The sequence below is a fragment of the Algoriphagus namhaensis genome (assembly GCF_042649705.1).
Lineage (GTDB): Bacteria > Bacteroidota > Bacteroidia > Cytophagales > Cyclobacteriaceae > Algoriphagus > Algoriphagus namhaensis.
Genome location: NZ_JBHRZS010000006.1, coordinates 523,979 through 540,559 on the forward strand (window position 1 = coordinate 523,979; position 16,581 = coordinate 540,559).

A 16,581-nucleotide genomic window follows, 5' to 3' on the forward strand; every position below is an offset into this window, starting at 1 on the left:
AATTAATGCGCAGCCGACAAAATTCGCTGCTGAAAAGCTCGAATAAATTTCTCTGGACCAAACTCCTTACTACGCTCCAAGCCTTTTTTCTGGAGCGTATCGCGTAAAATCTGATCTTGGCTCAAAAGTATCATTTTTTCGCTCAAATCGGCAACATCCCCCGTTTGGGTCACCAATCCTGCGCCCCCTGCGACCTCCACCAAAGCCGGCTGATCAGAATGGATCACCGGGACTCCTTCGGCCATCGCTTCCAGTACGGGTATCCCAAAACCTTCATTTTCTGAAGGAAAAACATAACCAAATGCCGCAGAATACAAGGCTTTTACTTGAGCATCTGTCACAAACCCAGGTAAGACGACCTTTTCCACCAAGCCTAGTTCTTCCACCAATTTTTTAACCACGGGAAGGTCGTTCATTTGTACGCTTTGCCCAGCGCCACCGGCTAAAACTAGCTTAAAGTTTGATCGAGTATTTTTGAGCATTTCAGCAAAGGCCTTGACTAAAACAGGAAGATTTTTTCGCTTATCGAAAGTGCCGATATGTAAAAAGTATTCTCCCTTTTTCAAGGTTTGACTTGCCAAAAATTCAGCATCTATTGCATCTCCAAGGGTCTTTTGACTTTGATAAATCACGGTAACTGGATGATTTAATTTCAGATGTTTTTGAAGGGCACGTTTAGAAAATTCTGTAGTCGTAATGATTTCTGTCGGCTCTTTCAGTCCCTTTTTTACCAGATTCAAAAAGTACTTTCTCCACCACACCGGATAGTTTTGCGGCATTTCCCAGAAGAAAGCATCATGAATCACCGTCATCCTTCTGCATGGCAAAGCTGCTGCAGGTGACACGAAATCAGGACAAATCAAAAGATCCGGCTGATGTTTCTTGACCAAATCAGGAAGCTGAAATTCCTTCCAGCGGAAATAATCCAAATGGTAATTCAATCGCTGGATTTTGTTTTTTGGAAAGCGGTAAGTAGAGTCTTGAGCCTGGATATCAGGATCATGGGTGAATATCCACTCGATATCTGGATGCGGATAGGCCGAAGACGCATTGGCCAGCTCTAGCATGTAGGTCTTGATTCCCGTGGTGGCTACGTTGAGGTATTGGAGATCGAGGAGAACTTTCAATGGAATGGATTTTTCCAACCTGTGCATCAAACTTTACAAAAAAATAAAGACAACCCACAGATGTGTTTAAGCTAAGTTATGGATTGTGAAAGATTTACCAATCTTTTCTCCTGTAAAACCAAGCGACTATAGGCGTTCACAGAGTATCCCATCATCCACCAGGTCAGCCAGGAAACATAGGTATAAAGCTCGGCATTGGCCGTGAAAAGCGGGAGAAGTAAGCCAACTTTTACTGCTGCTGCCACAAAGGCCAACCTCGCCTCCATGACATCATCAGTGCGATAAAAAACACGCAAGCTCAATACGATACCTGAGAAAAGAATAAAGATATATAGAAACATACCTAGCCAGCCAAGCTGCACACCGTAGATCAAAAACTGGTTTTCTCCGCCAACTCTAAGCTCGGTATTTACTGCACCTGAATTTCCACTCGTGGCCAAACCTATCCCCAGCGGATTGGCAAACATGGAGTCCAAAGCCAAAACCCATTCGATAACGTGTCCAATACTGGAGGTATTCTGAAAAGTAATCGTATCCACCACAAAATAGAAAAACTCAGTTGAGGCAAAGAACAACACATAAACCACAAAAGAACAAAGTGCCAAAAAACCGGCTGCGATCAACCTATAGAGCCCGAAAACCAAGGCCAGAAAGAAAATCATAATAAAAAAGGCTCCAAACGCCGCTCGGGAAGCAGAAAAAACCAAACTCCCCAACGAGCAGAGCATGATCAGAAGATAAAACCAATGGTGTGACTTTTTGGTAGTTAAGTACCAAATCAAACCTGAGGCGAAGCCCATCAATACCGAGCTTGCCATCTCCAGGGGATCAGAAAAGAAACTCGCCAAACGCATGGTCACAGCCTGTGTTTCGAAGGTCCAAGTCAGTCCAAAATTCCCTGATGGCTCAATATCATTAATTGCTTGATTGTAAAGTGCGTAACCCGTCAATTGCTGCAAATGGGTGTTGAGAACAAAGTTTTCCAGCAAGTTGACCGCAAAAGCTCCAATGGCTATCACAAAAATGATTACAAATATTCGTTTCAGTTCGAGAGTTGAAAAAGTAGTGTTCCTTCCCAAAAAATAGACCACGGCAGGCATCAGGATACTCTTAAAATAAAGTGCCTTATTCACAAAACTTGCCCCTCCCAAAGGCAGGAGCAAATACAGAAAGGTCAAACTTAGAAAGGCCAAAATAGCCCAATCGGTGACTTGAAAGCGAAGGGGGTAGTCCTTCAAGTTTTTTTGATAAAACAGAAAAGTCAAGAGCGCGATCAATAAAGTAACCTCCTTGATCACCTGAAAGACCGTCACCAAATCGGGAGACCGGCTCGCCAGATGAATAACGCTGAGACTCGTGATATAAAAAGGAAGGTAGGCAGCCAAAAAAAAGATGAAATAGGCCCACTTCCCTTTGAATACCATCTCTTGGGCAGCCCAAAGAAATCCTATGCCAATGGCAGCAGCAAATATGAAAAGAAATATTATCGCCATTCTTTTACCTCAAGAAGGGTATCGGTGAGTCCGTCTCGGAAACCATTAAATACAGCATTCAACTTTTTAAACCGACCTCTCAAACAAAAATAAACCATCCAAGCCAAAAACCTGAAGCTGTGGTAAATGACAGCTAAGAAATAATGTGCTCCACCTGAATGCTTCCTAATCAAGTAGAATTGATTCCGCGCATGAAAGTAAAACACCCGGGGCGAAAGTGTACCCTCAGACCCTTTTTGCTTTGAAGAAGCTCCTGCTTCATGATAGATTTTTGCAGCTTCGCAAAGGGCAATTTCAAATCCTGCTTTGCGAATTCGAAGAGACCAATCCACATCCTCAAAATAGGCGAAGAAATTATCATCTAACGTCCCAACCGCTTCTAACGCTTTTTTGGAAATCAATAAAGCACATCCAGTAGCCCAATCCAAGTTGTTAGATTTTATCTCATATCCATCCAGTTTTTTTCGATCTCCCAGAGTCATTGCACGACAGAATAGGGAGTTCCATTTTCCTCCTGCCGACCAAATTTTACCTCGATCATGGAGAAAACAAATCATCGGTTGGACTACTCCCAAATTTGGGTCTGACTGCATGGTTTCCATCATTTTCTTCAGGAAATCTGGCTCCACAAGGGTGTCATTATTCAGCAAAAGTACATGGCTGAAAGCCTGGTCTAGGGCTGCCTGTATTCCCAGATTATTTCCTCCAGTAAAACCCCTATTTTTTCGACTTTGGATCAGTTCTATCTCAGGAAATGCTGATTTGAGCACTTCAGCCTCCTTGTTTTGCGAAGCATTATCCACCACAAAAACCTGAAAGTCCGGGAAGTCAACTTTGCGCAGCGAATCCAGGCAGGACCGGGTAAAGTCAAGGCCATTCCAATTCACCAAAATAATGGCTACGCGTACATCAAGTGTAGAATCCACGAATCAAGGCAGGGTTTCGTCGATAAATCAGAATCAAGCAAATCACTAGCACTACAAACTCAGTGCTGATGATGGCATAGCAAAGGCCTATTCCTCCGAAAATCGACGTGAGAATAGAAGACACTACGATCATATACAAGCACATCATCCAGGAGGCTTTAAAAAGCAAATCTTTCAAATCTGCCACCAATAGCATCACTACATTTCCAACATTTAAGCAAGCCATAAATGGCACAGCGGACAAAATCTTCAAATACACAACCGATTCCTCGAGCTTTTCTTTGGCCAGAACCTGAATAATCCATTCAGCCATAAAATAGGTACTGAAACTGATGAGCGCCCCAATGAGTAAAACCCGTAAATACACGTTTTTCAGAAAGCGATAAAAGGAATGGGGGTCACTTTGATAAAGCTTGGCTGAATTTGGATACACAGCCTGAATAATCAAGGCTGGAAATAGGCGCAAAACCATTACAACCCGCTCTGCCAAACTATACATTCCCAAGGTCTCTGCAACAGAAAAGAAGCTCAAAATAATCAGTCCTCCATTGATAGAAATATGGCTAGCTAGATTGCTGAAAAAGAATAGGACGTTCGACTTAAGGCTTTTGAAAATGGAGGAGAAATCAGGTCTATAAAACTTGATTTCCAGAATCTGATGAATATAAAACAGCAGAAAAAGATTGATGGCAAGCCCGAAAGCACCTAGCATAAAATTGATCCATTTACTTTGCTCAGGGCTATGAATGAATAGCACTATGCCCATCAAAAAAAGTAGTTTGCTAAAGATATTAGCGATACTAATCAGCTTCATTTTCTCCATGCCTTGGAAAAACCAAAGTGGCAAAGTCGCTTCCGAGAATAGTAGCAGCACGGAGTACGCTAGGATCATTTGGTACTCCTTGAAAAGATCGAGTCCAAAAACTGCGACAAAGACTCCAAGGGCACACAAGGAGGCTAGTAGTACCTTGCCGGAAAAGACATTCGAAACCACATGAGACAGTGCATCTTTATTTTTCTGATTGACTGCGACATCCTTTGGGGCACTGAGGTTGTACCCAAAACCCACTACGATATTGAGCAGGATAATCACCGATAGCGCTAGGTTCACCAATCCAAACTGATCCACGCCGATACTCTGAATGAGCAATGGCATAGAAATGATGGAAATCAGAACATTCGATGACTGGATAATCGCCAAAAAGAGAAAATTCTGAATCGAACGATTTCGGATCAGATTGCTAAAGGATAAAAAGGAGATTTTCTCAAACATGGCAGCTCATGATTAGCTTTCCTGCACATGCTTTTGGAAGAGTCTTCGGAAGTAGAGGAATACCACCGCAAATAGACCTGTAAGAATGGAGCCTAGCACCATGCCTTTGACTAGTCGGGTTTCGGTTCGTGGCAAAGGTAGCCGTGGTGAGTCGATCACCTGAATCAAAGGTGAATTATTCCGATGATTGACCTTTGCGATTTCTAGATTCTTCACGATTTCACCATACACAGCTCCAGTGGCCTGTACATCAATTTGACGCTTTTTGCTTTCGACCGTCCCTGAAGATAACAAGGGGTTCGCATTTGGGATTCGATCGGATGCCATCGCGTACTGCTCCATGCTTTGATCCAAAATTCTTCGAACGCTATCTGCTTGAGTTTGTAAAATTTCTAGGTTTTCGCCTGTCTTTTTGGTCTTCGTTTCAAAATAAAAGGCATTGACTTTTTCTACCAGGGTCTCATTAAAGACCTTTGCAAAAGTCTCGTCTTTAGACGAAATAGATACCTGCAAAATAGTGAGCTTTCGATCGGGCTTGGTCACTCCGAGCTGATAGTCCCGGATGAGTTTTGACACCTCTTTGACCACAGAATCTTGAGAAACGGTAAAATTCTCTCGAGGAACTGAAAAATCCATGGACGGGATATCCACTTTGCTGGCCCACTTTTTATCGAGTTTCTCAAAAGCCACAAACCGATCAATCAACAGCTCATTCTCATCAAAAGGACTCAAAAGCGTCTCGGAGAGCATTCGATCTGATTTGTAAAGCTCCATGATATTGTCTCCCTGAAAAAGCCCAGAAGTTCCTCCCAGCGAACCGAGATTTACCCCGACCAAAGAGGCTAAACCTGCCATTTGCCCTCTTCCTCCTGAGTCACCTTCTTCTAGCACAAATGAAGTTTCGGCATGAAAAACCGGCTTTTTGAAGATCGAATACAATGCTCCCAGGCCCAGACCTAAAATTCCTGCAGCCAGAAGCAACTTCCATTTACCTAGGAAAAAGCGAACCCACTCCTCAAGATTTTTTACTACCTGCTTGAGTGTAAATTGATTGTCCGAAAAATGCTTTGATGTCGCCATTACCAGTTGATTTGTGAAATGACCAATCCTAAAGTTGCTAGCCCAGTGGTGATCCCGACAATTTCTCCAAGACGAAGAGGTACTTTCGGACCCTTGGTGGGCACAATGACTTCAGCTCCGGGCTCCACAGGTGGGAAGTTTCTAATGCCCAAGAATCCCTTCGTGCGCTTCACTGCTCCATTTGCATACACTACGTAGGTTTGCTTGCGGTTTGCTCTTCGCTCAAAACCTCCCGCTCCATTGATATAGTGCTTCAGACTCTTGCCTGCTTCGTGGCGGACAGTGGTAGGATACACCACGTCTCCTCGCATGCGCACCGTCTGGAGCAGCTTTGGCACAGATAAAATATCTCCTTCTTCCAAAATCAAATCGTCTTCAGAACCCGGGTTTTTCATAATAGCTTCAAGGTCTATGGCCACGGCTTCAGTTTCTTTAAGCTTTACAGCAAATCCAGGGGTTTCTGCCGCGATTTGATCCAAGGACTCTTTTTTGCTTTCAGCAAGCTGATTATCTACGGGAGAGGATGCCACGGGATATTCTTGTCGCAATCTTTTCAAAAGCTCATCCTGAGCCTCAGAATTATTTGGAGCTGATTCCAAAAGCATTTGAAGCTCGTCCAGATTTCGCTGGCGCCGCACCTGTTCGGACTGGGTGTTGAAAAATTCCGTTCGTCGGATCAATGCTGCTCCTTTAGCATAGGCAAATTGATTTAAGCCACCTGAGCGCCTTACCAAATCTGATATTCGTTCATTAGCACTTTCTATAGCAAAAATCCCAGGAGAATTCACTTGGCCTTCCACTGCCACAAGTTTCTGCATGGAATAATTAGCCCGCTTTCGAATGATCACCTGATCAAAAGGTCGAAGCGAAATACTGGATTCTGTGGTTTTCAAATCTAGCCTAACCTGCGTTGGAATGATTTCAGAAAGTGTCCCCAAATCCTGATCTTCCAATCTTCTGGCGATTTCCAGATCGTTAGCATTGGCAGATTCTTGCAGGCCTCCGGCCAAAACGATCAATTCCTCAGTCTTCATTCCTTCAGAAAAAGGGTAGATCCCAGGTCTTTTTACCTCACCCAAAACCTGTACATATTGTTCATCCTTAATATCATAGATACTGGATATACGCACCACATCCTCACGTTTCAAAGAAATATCTGAAACCGTGCCGTTCAAAAGTCCATCCAGATCCACCTGAATCATTTCAGTACTGAGATCCTCATTGGTTCTAAGGATACTTGCCTGCGTGCGGTAAGCATCACCACGAAGTCCTTCAGCCTTCTCTATCAGCCCTTTCACAGTTAGGCCATCGCTCAGTGCAAAGGTCCCCGCTCTATAAACCGCTCCTGTGATTTGAACTCGATTAGTGTAGCGATCCAGGATTCTTCCCACGGTGATTTCATCCCCACCCTGCAGTAAAAAAACATTAAACTGGTCTTGATATACATTTGAAATGGATCGCTCATTTTTGGTGATTCTAGAGATCGTTACCTGATCTTGAAATGCGATATCCGTAAATCCTCCCGCATAGTAAATCAAATCCTGGAAAGTATCACCGTCCTGGATTTCAAAAGTCAAAGGTCGCTTTACTTCACCATTGATTTTGGCTCGAGAAATAAAAGGTGGTACCAAAATCACATCTTGATCTTGCAATCTTAAATCTAGACTCGCCTCTCCCTTAATGAGCAAATCATACACATCTACCTCAGCCAAAAGTTGGTTATTTCGGAGGACTTTAATTTTTCGCATGGATCCGTTCATATTCGGACCACCTGCTGCATAAAGCGCATTAAAAACTGAACTGAAAGCGCTAAGTGTAAAAGTCCCTGGAAGTCTTACCTCTCCCAAAATATTCACTTGAATTGTTCGTACATTCCCTAAAGAGATCTGTAGGAATGTATTTGGATTACTTCCGGAAAGGCCAGTGTAATAACGCGAAACACGGTTTTTTATAATACCAGTGGCTTCTTCAATGCTTTTGCCCGAAACGGAAATTGAACCAATATTATCCAAAAGTATAAAGCCGTCTGGATTGACGGTGGCTTCGTAATACTGCTCAGATTGACCGTAGATATCTACATAAAGTAGATCCCCTGGGCCTAGAATATAGCTTTTAGGGGTGGCTTGATTCAAACTGGGCTCGAAAGTCAGATTTCTTCCAGATTGATAAAAAAGAGAACTTCCGAAGATCTGAGCCTCCTCCTCACTCAGTGGCTTGGCTGTTCGAGAATTAAAAAAGTCCTCTTCAATTTCTCGCATTCCAAGTTGACTGCGGGAATCACGATTAGAAATTCGGCTATTTCTTTTGAAACCAAATCCGTCCAATTCGAGCTCTTTCAGTCTCTCTCGCAGTTTTTCCGCCTGAATTGGAGGCATTCCTCCTTCCTGCTGGGCTCTTTCCAAAAACTCCTCTGGAGTTAGTCCGGCCTGAGCCGCTCGATTAATCAGGTTTTCAACCTCTTCATCACTCATGGTATCCACATTGATTTCTGAAAAATCAGCAGATTCCTGAGCAAAAGCTTCAGGAGTACTTAGTACGCAAAAAGCTAGAAAGGCAAAAAAACACCAAAAACGTAGTATATAAGGCATATTTATAAGCCGGTATGATTATCTACCGGGTGTTTGTAGATCGTTTGCAAAGTTTAAAAATCCATCTAATTCTGAATTCTACCAAATTTGGTTCCAAAAACCTCCAAATTAACTAAGTCTTGAAGGTACTATTCGGTGCAGTTTCGGCAAATATCGATCTCTGTTCGATCAGAGAGAAGTTGATTTCTAAACTGAAAATAGGGTACTGAACGCCAAATTTCCCTCAAGGTCATTTGGTCCAGCCCTCCCATCACATGGCTGGCATCCTTGTCAAAGCAACAAGGGACAATTTTGCCATCCCAAGTTGAAACAGCCCCCTGCCACATCCTCCAGCATTTATTTTGGATTTTCTTCTTGAGTCGCCAGGTTCCGTCACCATTAGGAAGATAGCGCGAATATCCGAGATCACTGGGTATAAGCTCCGAACCGTTTTGGTAATCGTAGATTTGAGTCGTTTTGAGCTGGAGCTCGTCCACGCCCATTTCCTCTGCCCAACGCTTCAAATCAGGTAGTTCATGTTCATTTTGTCCCGTAACTAGAAACTGGAGGACGACCCGAGGATAAGTCATTTTTCTTTCTTTTCTATGCTGCAAAAGGAGCTTTAGCCCCTTTTCCACCTTTTCTAAGTTTCCACCAACCCTGTACTTTTCATACACCTCCTGCGTCAACCCATCCATGGAGACGATCAGTTGCTTCAATCCGCTATCCAAACAAGCTTGGACATTTTTCTCGTCGAGATAGTGGGCATTGGTGGAAGTTGAGGTAAAGATTTTACTTTGATCCGCCGTTTTCACCATTTCAAAAAATCGAGGATTTAGAAAAGGCTCACCCTGAAAATAAAGATGCAGCCAAGTCAAGTGTTTCTTTCCTTGCTGGATTACCTGATCGTACAGGTCATTCTGGAGCATTCCGGTGGGTCGTGTAAAAGATCGCAGTCCAGAAGGGCATTCCGGGCAACGGAGATTACATGAAGTGGTGGGCTCGACACTAAGGGTGGTGGGCATACCCCAAAGAATGGGTTTTTGAAGCAATCGAGATAGCTGAAAAGAAAGACCCAATTGAGCATAATTAACCACCTTTCTTATGGTCAAATACCGCGCAAATGCCAAAAATGTCAGCCATTGATTTTTCACAGGAGTAAATAACGCAAGAGCAAGAGGATTAAAAAAATGTGATTTCAAATGTCATCTCCATTGTTTTTGGCGTTAGAAAGCTTTAAACGACATTGGAGGAGAAACTCAAGATTCCTTACTTTCGCTTTCCTAAAGCCAAATTTTAATGAAGCCATTTCGATCCACTTTCAGTAAAATTCTTCCCTTTTCACTGCTACTTATCTTCTCCTGCGGGCCTGAAGAGCAAAAATGCGAATTGGACGAAGAGATTTTGTCAAGTGATTTAGAGGTTCAAATTACACGATTGGAAGATGATTTTTTCACGGCAAATACCCCTGAGGATTTTTTCTTTCTTATGGAAAAACATCCAGAATTCACGTCCATTTACCTACAGCCTGAGCTTTATCTCAATCAGGACTCTTTGGTCAGCTCCCTGATTCAAGTGCATCAGGACTCGGCTATGCTGGAACTTTACAAGGCGGTGAAGACAGAAATTCCCGATCTAAGTCAAGTGGAAAAAGATCTGGAAAACGCATTCAAATACATTCAGTTTTACTTCCCCTATTTTATTCCTCCAAAAGTCTATTCCTTTGTCAGCGGGTTTAATTCCGATTTGGTGATTACTCCCGAATTGATTGTAATTGGACTGGATTACTTTCTACCCATCACTCATCCATTTCAGCCGGACTTACCGCGCTATATGGCCGATCGCTATGACATTCCGTATTTGGTACCCATGATTGTAACGGCCATGTCCTCTCAATTTAACGAAGTGGATCTAAGTGATCAGTCTCTCCTTGCGGAAATGGTTTATTATGGCAAGGCCTATCATTTTACCAAGAGTATCCTGCCCTGTACTTCCGAAGGCCTGATCATCGGATACACCGAGGATGAAGTCGGAGAAATTTATGCCAATGAGGAATACATCTGGGCACACTTTGTGGAAAACGAACTACTGTACGAAACAAACCCCTTTGAAATCCAGAAATATCTTGGCGAGGCTCCTAGCACAGATGCCATAAGTACCAAGGCCCCAGGTCGAATCGGTAGGTGGCTGGGCTGGAACATTGTGGATGACTACCAAATTTCAAATGATGTGAACCTGGCAGACCTTATGGCAGAAAAGGATACGGAGAAAATCTTCAGGCAATCCGGATATAGGCCTCGCGGGCTGGAGTAAGAGGATATTTCTCTGGCTCTAGAATATATAAAAGTCGCTCCACAGCGATTTGATGAGTAAAAAATTGTCTTGATAACTTCAAAGCATTCTGCTGCATGGCTTGAAGCCGTTTTGGGTCACATTCCACCTCCTCAAGCTTGAGATAAAGTTTTTCCCATTTCCTATGGAAAACAGAAAAACCAAGTTCATTCTGCTTCACCAGCCTATGCACCCACCCCTTGTGATTAATGAGAATGGCCTTACCCGCGGCCAAAGCGTCGAAAAATTTATTGGGTGAATTCGTACTCAAAACAGGCAAATCTGCAAAAGAAATCCAGGCGAAATCAGCCATACCCAACACCTCATTTACCTTTGCCTTCGACCCAAAAGGAATAAAATGTACCCTTGAGAGTCCCCTTTCTTCGGCCATGCGCTCTAGACTTTCCTTTTCGCTCCCTGCTCCCATTATCAAGAACTGCCAAGCCTTGCCTTCAGCCTGTGCATAATCTGCAAAATCTAAGAGTTCTTCTACAGCATTCACTCGACCAATAGCTCCTGTGTAAGCGATCGTCAATTGCTTTTCCAATCCATATTTTTTCAGGACATCATCGCGTTTTTCTTGCGGGAAAAAAGTTTCAGGATTTGAAAAATTTGGGATTAAATGAACGGATTGCTCGGGACAGGTTTGATGAATGTGATTTACCATACCTGGAGAAAGCCCAACTAATTGAAGCGCGTTTTCATAAATCCTTTTTTCCTGCCTTTTCAGATAGTTAATCAAGAGGGGATGGCGTATGACACCCACTTGAATTGGGGCCTCTGGCCAAAGGTCACGAACTTCAAAGATGTAGGGTACCGCAAACTTTTTCTTTGCCCAAAGGCCAATCCAACCCGTGGTCAAAGGAGTGGACGAGATGTAAAAAAGATCTGCTCTGGGAAGTTTTCGAAGGAGGTTTTTTGCTAGTCTTACAAAGCTCAGGAAGGCAAAAATTCTGCGTATAAATCCAAATTCCTGGGTATAGGATACTGGGAGATAATGGACAGTAAAGCCATTCATCCGCTTCAAATCATATTTCTCTCCTCCACCGGAAATCACCTCCACCTCGTGGCCAGCCTCAGCAAGCCCCTTGGCGAGATAGTAAGATCTCGTAGCTCCCCCTTCTTCTGGCGTTCTGAAATATTGATGGATGTAGATGATTTTCATGCGTTTCGCAAGTTCACCCATTCTGCCAAAAGAAATAAATTATATAGCATCAAAAAATCCGATTTAACGAATTTTTCTGGGGTTTGAGTAATTTGAAAAATTTCATCGGCCAGGTCCTTTTGGTGACTTTGACCAAACTTTTTAAGGATAGAAAAAACTCGCTTTGCTACTGGTCCTCCATCTAGAAACCACTCCAATAGAGGAAGTCCAAAGCCCAGTTTAGGCCTATTTGAAATTTCCTCCAAACCATGCTGATTTAAGAGCTCATGAATCCATTTTTTCTCAGTGAGCAAGTCCTCATTTTCCACTTTTCTCCAAAAATCAACCAAATCCGAATCGAGATATGGTGACCGCCCCTCTATTCCATGTGCCATCAGGGATTGATCTTGAATTTTCAAAATATCCTCGACTAGATAGACTTTTCGATCAAAGTCTAGAGCACGTTTATATGGCGGTAGGTTTTTGACAAAAAATCGATCAACATACTCGTAAACCTCTTTTGGCACTGGTCTCAGTCCAGAAAAATTGAGGAACGTATGATTTTCGCTTGACTTGATGCTCTTAAAAAACTTGGAATACTCTCTTGGTAATGGCAGATTTTGCATGAACGGTTTGGCCCACAGCAACCAATCCTTATGCGCGAGATAAGTTTGAAATGCCGAGTGCCGCCTGTAACCTCCCCAAAGCTCGTCTGCTCCTGCACCTGAAATTAAAACTTTGATGCCTTTCTCTTTGGCTTTTTTCCCCAAAAACCAGAGCAAAAACCCAGCAGAATCACCCACGGGCTGATCTACACTCGCGAGAAATTCGTCCCACTCGGAAAGGAAGATTTCCTGTGTAATAGGAACAGACACCAAATCACACGGAAACTGCTGAGCAAAGGCTTTGCTATACTTGGCATCTTGATATTTGCCCTGATATTTTGGTTCTACTTCCAAAGTGAATGCTGGAAGTCGCTCACCAGTTTCTTTGTGCCAAATCGCATAAAGCAAACTGCTATCTGCACCTCCACTGAGTAGCATCCCTGCTGGTACATCTGCCTGAATCTGGCGAGTGACCGCATGCCTGAGTTTCTCTTCAAAGGTCTCCAAAGTCAAGTCTACTTTCGGGCTCTGAGTTTCAGGCAAAGGATCGAAACGAAAACTGAGATGATTCTGTATGCTACTAAATTGACCCGGTCTCCAGTTTTTTATTCCATTGAAAAAAGAGTGCCCATGTCTCGGAGCCCGCAAATACGAATAGTTTGAGAAAGACCTGGGGTCCACAGGAATGCCAAAGACCTGGGCGATCCCACTAGCTGTGGAAGAGATACAAAGGGTATCAATATCCTGTTTGAAATAAAGAGGTTTTTCACCGCTTGGATCTCTTGCGGTAAGGATGGATTTATTGACCACATCAACTAAGATGAAGGAGAACATACCTTTCAGTCGAGACATACCTTTTTCCCCAAAGGATCTTAGCCAAACCAATAAAACCTCGGTATCCGAATCCGAAACAAAGGTATGGCCCATGGTAGTCAGGAGTGCTTTAAGTTCTTTTGAGTTGTACAGCTCTCCATTCCAAATCAGGAATGCATGCTGATCAGAAGTCCAAAAAGGTTGATCTGCGGTCGGGCTGGGATCAGATACTCTTAGCCTATTCACCCCAATCCAGATCCCCGGCCAAGGTGAAAGGGAGGCTTCCTGATCAGGACCTCGATGCCTTCCTGCTTCCAAAAGAATCTGTATGTTTTCCTCCTTAGCCTCTTTGCCCCAGAGCAGGTGAATTCCACACATGGGCTATGCTTTTTTTGATTTTAGATTCACCCCTTGATTTTTTTCAAAATACCTACAGAGATGGGTGATGCTACATTCTTGGCACTTTGGTGTTCGCGCTAGACAAGTATATCGCCCGTGAAGAATCAGCCAGTGATGTGCCACATGCACATATTGTTCTGGAATATGCCGAATGAGTTGCTTTTCTACCTCCAACGGGGTTTTAGCTGTTTGGGTAACCAATCCAAGCCTTTTAGACACCCGAAAAACATGAGTATCCACGGCCATATTGGGCTGATTCCAAACCACAGAAGTGATCACATTGGCTGTTTTTCTACCCACTCCGGGAAGCTTGACCAATTCCTCCACCGTAGAAGGAACTTGACTATTAAAGTCTTCCACCAGCATTTTCCCCAGACCCAAAAGGTGTTTGGTTTTATTATTCGGATAGGAAATGGACTTGATATATGGGAAAAGCTCATCAAAATGAGAGCTCGCCAAGTGTTCTGGAGTAGGAAAATCCCGAAAAAGTGCCTCCGTGACAATATTCACTCGCTTGTCCGTGCATTGGGCCGAAAGCACCACTGCGACCAAGAGCTGGAAAGGGTCATCATATCTCAACTCGGTTTCTGCTACGGGCATGTTTTCGGAAAAGTGATTGATAAATGCGGCGTAGCGCTCTTTTTTAAGCATTATAGAGAAAATTAGTTAAGAGGAAGTGAAGATAAAAAAAATCCGATTTTGAACAGGTAATCCTGAAGTATTTAAACTTGGAAATCCTAGATTTTAGTTTTTTTCACAAAATCAGATTAAACTGGATTCATGAAAGCTCATCAATTCCTCCTCCTTTTTTTGATTTTTATGCCACAGCTAAGTATGAGCCAAGAGAGGCCGAGAGACCTCGGTATTCCTTTTGGCATTCTTCCCGTCGGAGACCTGAACTCAATAACAGATGTCAGCGGGGTGAAAGTAGGTCACTTCACCAAAGTGGAGGGCGAAAACATTCGCACTGGAGTTACAGCCATTCTCCCGCATGGAGATAATATTTTTCAGCAAAAAGTACCTGCCGCGGTCTTTGTCGGCAATGGCTTCGGCAAATTAGCTGGGACTACGCAGGTGATGGAATTGGGAAATATCGAAAGTCCCATTATCCTGACCAACACACTAAGCGTAGCTGCAGGGATGGAAGGAGTAATTCGATACACCCTTTCACAAAGCGGAAATGAGAGCGTAGGTTCTGTGAATGCCCTAGTGGGAGAAACCAACGACGGCTACCTGAATGATATTCGTGGCATGCACATTTCTCCAGATGAAGTCATTCAAGCCATTTCTTCCGCTCAGTCGGGTCCAGTGAAAGAAGGAAATGTGGGGGCTGGCACCGGAACCGTATGCTTTGGCTGGAAAGGTGGAATAGGTACTTCGTCAAGAAAACTTCCCGAGTCTCTTGGCGGATATACTGTAGGTGTTTTGGTGCAAACCAATTTCGGGGGCAATCTTCAAATCGCAGGAGTGCCAGTGGGTGAAAAACTGGGTAAATACCCTTTCCGAGATGCGCTGGAAAAAGCGGATGGGAGCTGTATGATCGTGATTGCCACCGATGCCCCAGTTTTGGATCGAAACCTGGAAAGAATGGCCAAACGGGCAATGATGGGCCTAGCAAAAACAGGAGGAATAGCATCCAATGGTAGCGGAGATTATGTGATTGCTTTCAGCACAAATGAAGGATTGCGAATACCTTATGGAAACAAGGGACTAATAAACTTCAACGAACTTCCCAATGAGGCCATGACCCCACTGTTCATGGCCGTAATCGAGGCCACAGAAGAGGCAATCATCAACTCATTGTTTGCAGCAGAATCAATGACCGGAAGAGATGGAAATTCTGTTGAGGCATTGCCAAAGGAGTACATTTTAAACTTGATAAACCTAAAAAAGGAATAATCAATTTGAAAGCAATTGATAAGAGTTTTTAAGGCTACTACTTGCGATTGGGAATCCAGCGAATTGTTACCTCTTGGACGCCCCATTCTCTCGCCTTTTGAAGATCTTCTCCCATATAGATATCAATCCTTTTGGTATATCGACCACGCATTTTGTCCATAACTAGAAAACTGCCCTCCAGCCCATCAATTTTCACCTCATGTCCATGGTTCAAACCAGAATCGAGCAAATCTCGGGAAACAGCAATCGCCAGCATACCCGGTTTTAAGGTATCTCCCCAAGCTGCAATGTTGGGTTCGCTATCCGTTTGAGCCTCTAGCGAATTGTATGCTGAGGCCTTTACAACCATTGTGCGTTCTTTCGGGCGACAATAAACTATTGTGCAAAGCAATAAGGCAAATGGAAAAAAATGTACTTTGATTTTTCTGATCAGATTCAAACTCAAACTTTTTGTTAACTCCCTTCAATATACATGGAACTGTAGTCGAAGCCCAGTCCTAGATTTATATTCCTTTTCAAAATTTAAACTAAATTCGGATGATCCACATATTTAATTCTCATGAATAAAGTCAATCTCAACGAAAAATTTGATCTAATCAAAGAGCACTGGACTCCCAAAATCATTGGAGAACTCAATGGCCAAGATGTGAAACTCGCCAAAGTAAAGGGAGAATTTGTTTGGCATGATCACAAGGGAGAAGATGAGCTTTTTTTGATTATCAAAGGAACACTTCGGATCGAGTTTAGAGACCGTACGATTACACTAAATGAAGGGGAAATGCTCATAATCCCGAGAGGCGTAGAACATAATCCGATTGCTGAAGAGGAAGTTTGGCTACTTCTTTTCGAACCGCAGGGCACCAAACATACGGGAGATGTGATGACGGAAAAGACGGTTCAAAAATTCGAGAGGATCTAACTTCT

At 43.3% G+C, this 16,581-nt stretch carries 14 protein-coding genes; 3 read left to right on the plus strand and 11 right to left on the minus strand.

From position 1 onward, the window contains the following. Positions 1 to 2: 2 nt before the first annotated feature. The 7 genes from ACFOSV_RS06050 to ACFOSV_RS06080 form a co-directional block, all read right to left on the minus strand. Entirely contained in the window at positions 3 to 1,127 is a 1,125-nt protein-coding gene (locus tag ACFOSV_RS06050) for a glycosyltransferase family 4 protein (protein WP_377904421.1), read from the minus strand. A 71-nt stretch (positions 1,128 to 1,198) separates the two neighbouring features. Continuing rightward, positions 1,199 to 2,620, minus strand: coding sequence for an O-antigen ligase family protein (locus ACFOSV_RS06055; protein WP_377904423.1), 1,422 nt, complete (start codon positions 2,618 to 2,620; stop codon positions 1,199 to 1,201). Continuing rightward, complete coding sequence (locus tag ACFOSV_RS06060) at positions 2,611 to 3,546, minus strand: glycosyltransferase family 2 protein (protein WP_377904425.1); 936 nt, start codon at positions 3,544 to 3,546, stop codon at positions 2,611 to 2,613. The genes ACFOSV_RS06055 and ACFOSV_RS06060 overlap by 10 nt, the downstream gene beginning before the upstream one ends. Further along, the gene (locus ACFOSV_RS06065) at positions 3,530 to 4,819 is read right to left on the minus strand and encodes an oligosaccharide flippase family protein (RefSeq protein ID WP_377904427.1); all 1,290 of its coding nucleotides are present in this window, start codon (positions 4,817 to 4,819) and stop codon (positions 3,530 to 3,532) included. Before ACFOSV_RS06065 ends, ACFOSV_RS06060 begins: the two co-directional genes overlap by 17 nt. A gap of 12 nt (positions 4,820 to 4,831) precedes the next feature. Then, positions 4,832 to 5,899 carry an exopolysaccharide biosynthesis protein gene (locus tag ACFOSV_RS06070; protein WP_377904429.1) on the minus strand — a complete coding sequence of 356 codons (1,068 nt, stop codon included), beginning with the start codon at positions 5,897 to 5,899 and terminating at the stop codon, positions 4,832 to 4,834. Further along, positions 5,899 to 8,487 carry an SLBB domain-containing protein gene (locus ACFOSV_RS06075; RefSeq protein WP_377904431.1) on the minus strand — a complete coding sequence of 863 codons (2,589 nt, stop codon included), beginning with the start codon at positions 8,485 to 8,487 and terminating at the stop codon, positions 5,899 to 5,901. The genes ACFOSV_RS06070 and ACFOSV_RS06075 overlap by 1 nt, the downstream gene beginning before the upstream one ends. A gap of 128 nt (positions 8,488 to 8,615) precedes the next feature. Beyond that, positions 8,616 to 9,620 (minus strand): radical SAM/SPASM domain-containing protein, encoded by a 1,005-nt coding sequence (locus ACFOSV_RS06080; protein ID WP_377905304.1) that lies wholly within the window; start codon positions 9,618 to 9,620, stop codon positions 8,616 to 8,618. 145 nt (positions 9,621 to 9,765) lie between these two features. Here ACFOSV_RS06080 and gldB point away from each other — a divergent pair, with 145 nt between their 5' ends. Further along, positions 9,766 to 10,779 (plus strand): gliding motility lipoprotein GldB, encoded by a 1,014-nt coding sequence (gene gldB, locus ACFOSV_RS06085; RefSeq protein WP_377904433.1) that lies wholly within the window; start codon positions 9,766 to 9,768, stop codon positions 10,777 to 10,779. Here gldB and ACFOSV_RS06090 read toward each other — a convergent pair. From ACFOSV_RS06090 to nth, 3 genes are read right to left on the minus strand one after another with little or no spacing between them, the layout of a single operon-like run. After that, positions 10,742 to 11,962: a glycosyltransferase family 4 protein gene (locus ACFOSV_RS06090; protein WP_377904435.1), complete on the minus strand. Its 1,221-nt coding sequence runs from the start codon at positions 11,960 to 11,962 to the stop codon at positions 10,742 to 10,744. The genes gldB and ACFOSV_RS06090 overlap by 38 nt on opposite strands. Then, positions 11,959 to 13,737: an asparagine synthase (glutamine-hydrolyzing) gene (asnB, locus tag ACFOSV_RS06095; protein ID WP_377904437.1), complete on the minus strand. Its 1,779-nt coding sequence runs from the start codon at positions 13,735 to 13,737 to the stop codon at positions 11,959 to 11,961. The genes ACFOSV_RS06090 and asnB overlap by 4 nt, the downstream gene beginning before the upstream one ends. A gap of 3 nt (positions 13,738 to 13,740) precedes the next feature. Further along, a complete protein-coding gene (nth, locus tag ACFOSV_RS06100; RefSeq protein WP_377904439.1) occupies positions 13,741 to 14,409 on the minus strand; it encodes an endonuclease III in 669 nt (222 codons plus the stop codon). Positions 14,410 to 14,538: 129 nt separating this feature from the next. On the opposite strand from nth, the gene ACFOSV_RS06105 reads away from it, so the two are divergent. Then, complete coding sequence (locus ACFOSV_RS06105; protein ID WP_377904441.1) at positions 14,539 to 15,657, plus strand: P1 family peptidase; 1,119 nt, start codon at positions 14,539 to 14,541, stop codon at positions 15,655 to 15,657. A gap of 37 nt (positions 15,658 to 15,694) precedes the next feature. On the opposite strand, the gene ACFOSV_RS06110 is transcribed toward ACFOSV_RS06105, so the two are convergent. Then, entirely contained in the window at positions 15,695 to 16,006 is a 312-nt protein-coding gene (locus ACFOSV_RS06110) for a 3D domain-containing protein (RefSeq protein WP_377904443.1), read from the minus strand. A 210-nt stretch (positions 16,007 to 16,216) separates the two neighbouring features. Between ACFOSV_RS06110 and ACFOSV_RS06115 the strand changes: the two genes are divergently transcribed. Continuing rightward, positions 16,217 to 16,576 (plus strand): cupin domain-containing protein, encoded by a 360-nt coding sequence (locus tag ACFOSV_RS06115; protein ID WP_377904445.1) that lies wholly within the window; start codon positions 16,217 to 16,219, stop codon positions 16,574 to 16,576. The last annotated feature ends 5 nt before the right edge of the window (positions 16,577 to 16,581 follow it).

Coding starts and splice junctions, on each gene's coding strand:
- ACFOSV_RS06055 (WP_377904423.1), bottom strand. CDS start 2,620: ATGGCGATAATATTTCTTTTCATATTTGCTGCTGCCATTGGCATAGGA.
- ACFOSV_RS06065 (WP_377904427.1), bottom strand. CDS start 4,819: ATGTTTGAGAAAATCTCCTTTTTATCCTTTAGCAATCTGATCCGAAAT.
- ACFOSV_RS06070 (WP_377904429.1), bottom strand. CDS start 5,899: ATGGCGACATCAAAGCATTTTTCGGACAATCAATTTACACTCAAGCAG.
- ACFOSV_RS06075 (WP_377904431.1), bottom strand. CDS start 8,487: ATGCCTTATATACTACGTTTTTGGTGTTTTTTTGCCTTTCTAGCTTTT.
- gldB (WP_377904433.1), top strand. CDS start 9,766: ATGAAGCCATTTCGATCCACTTTCAGTAAAATTCTTCCCTTTTCACTG.
- ACFOSV_RS06090 (WP_377904435.1), bottom strand. CDS start 11,962: ATGAAAATCATCTACATCCATCAATATTTCAGAACGCCAGAAGAAGGG.
- asnB (WP_377904437.1), bottom strand. CDS start 13,737: ATGTGTGGAATTCACCTGCTCTGGGGCAAAGAGGCTAAGGAGGAAAAC.
- nth (WP_377904439.1), bottom strand. CDS start 14,409: ATGCTTAAAAAAGAGCGCTACGCCGCATTTATCAATCACTTTTCCGAA.
- ACFOSV_RS06105 (WP_377904441.1), top strand. CDS start 14,539: ATGAAAGCTCATCAATTCCTCCTCCTTTTTTTGATTTTTATGCCACAG.
- ACFOSV_RS06110 (WP_377904443.1), bottom strand. CDS start 16,006: ATGGTTGTAAAGGCCTCAGCATACAATTCGCTAGAGGCTCAAACGGAT.
- ACFOSV_RS06115 (WP_377904445.1), top strand. CDS start 16,217: ATGAATAAAGTCAATCTCAACGAAAAATTTGATCTAATCAAAGAGCAC.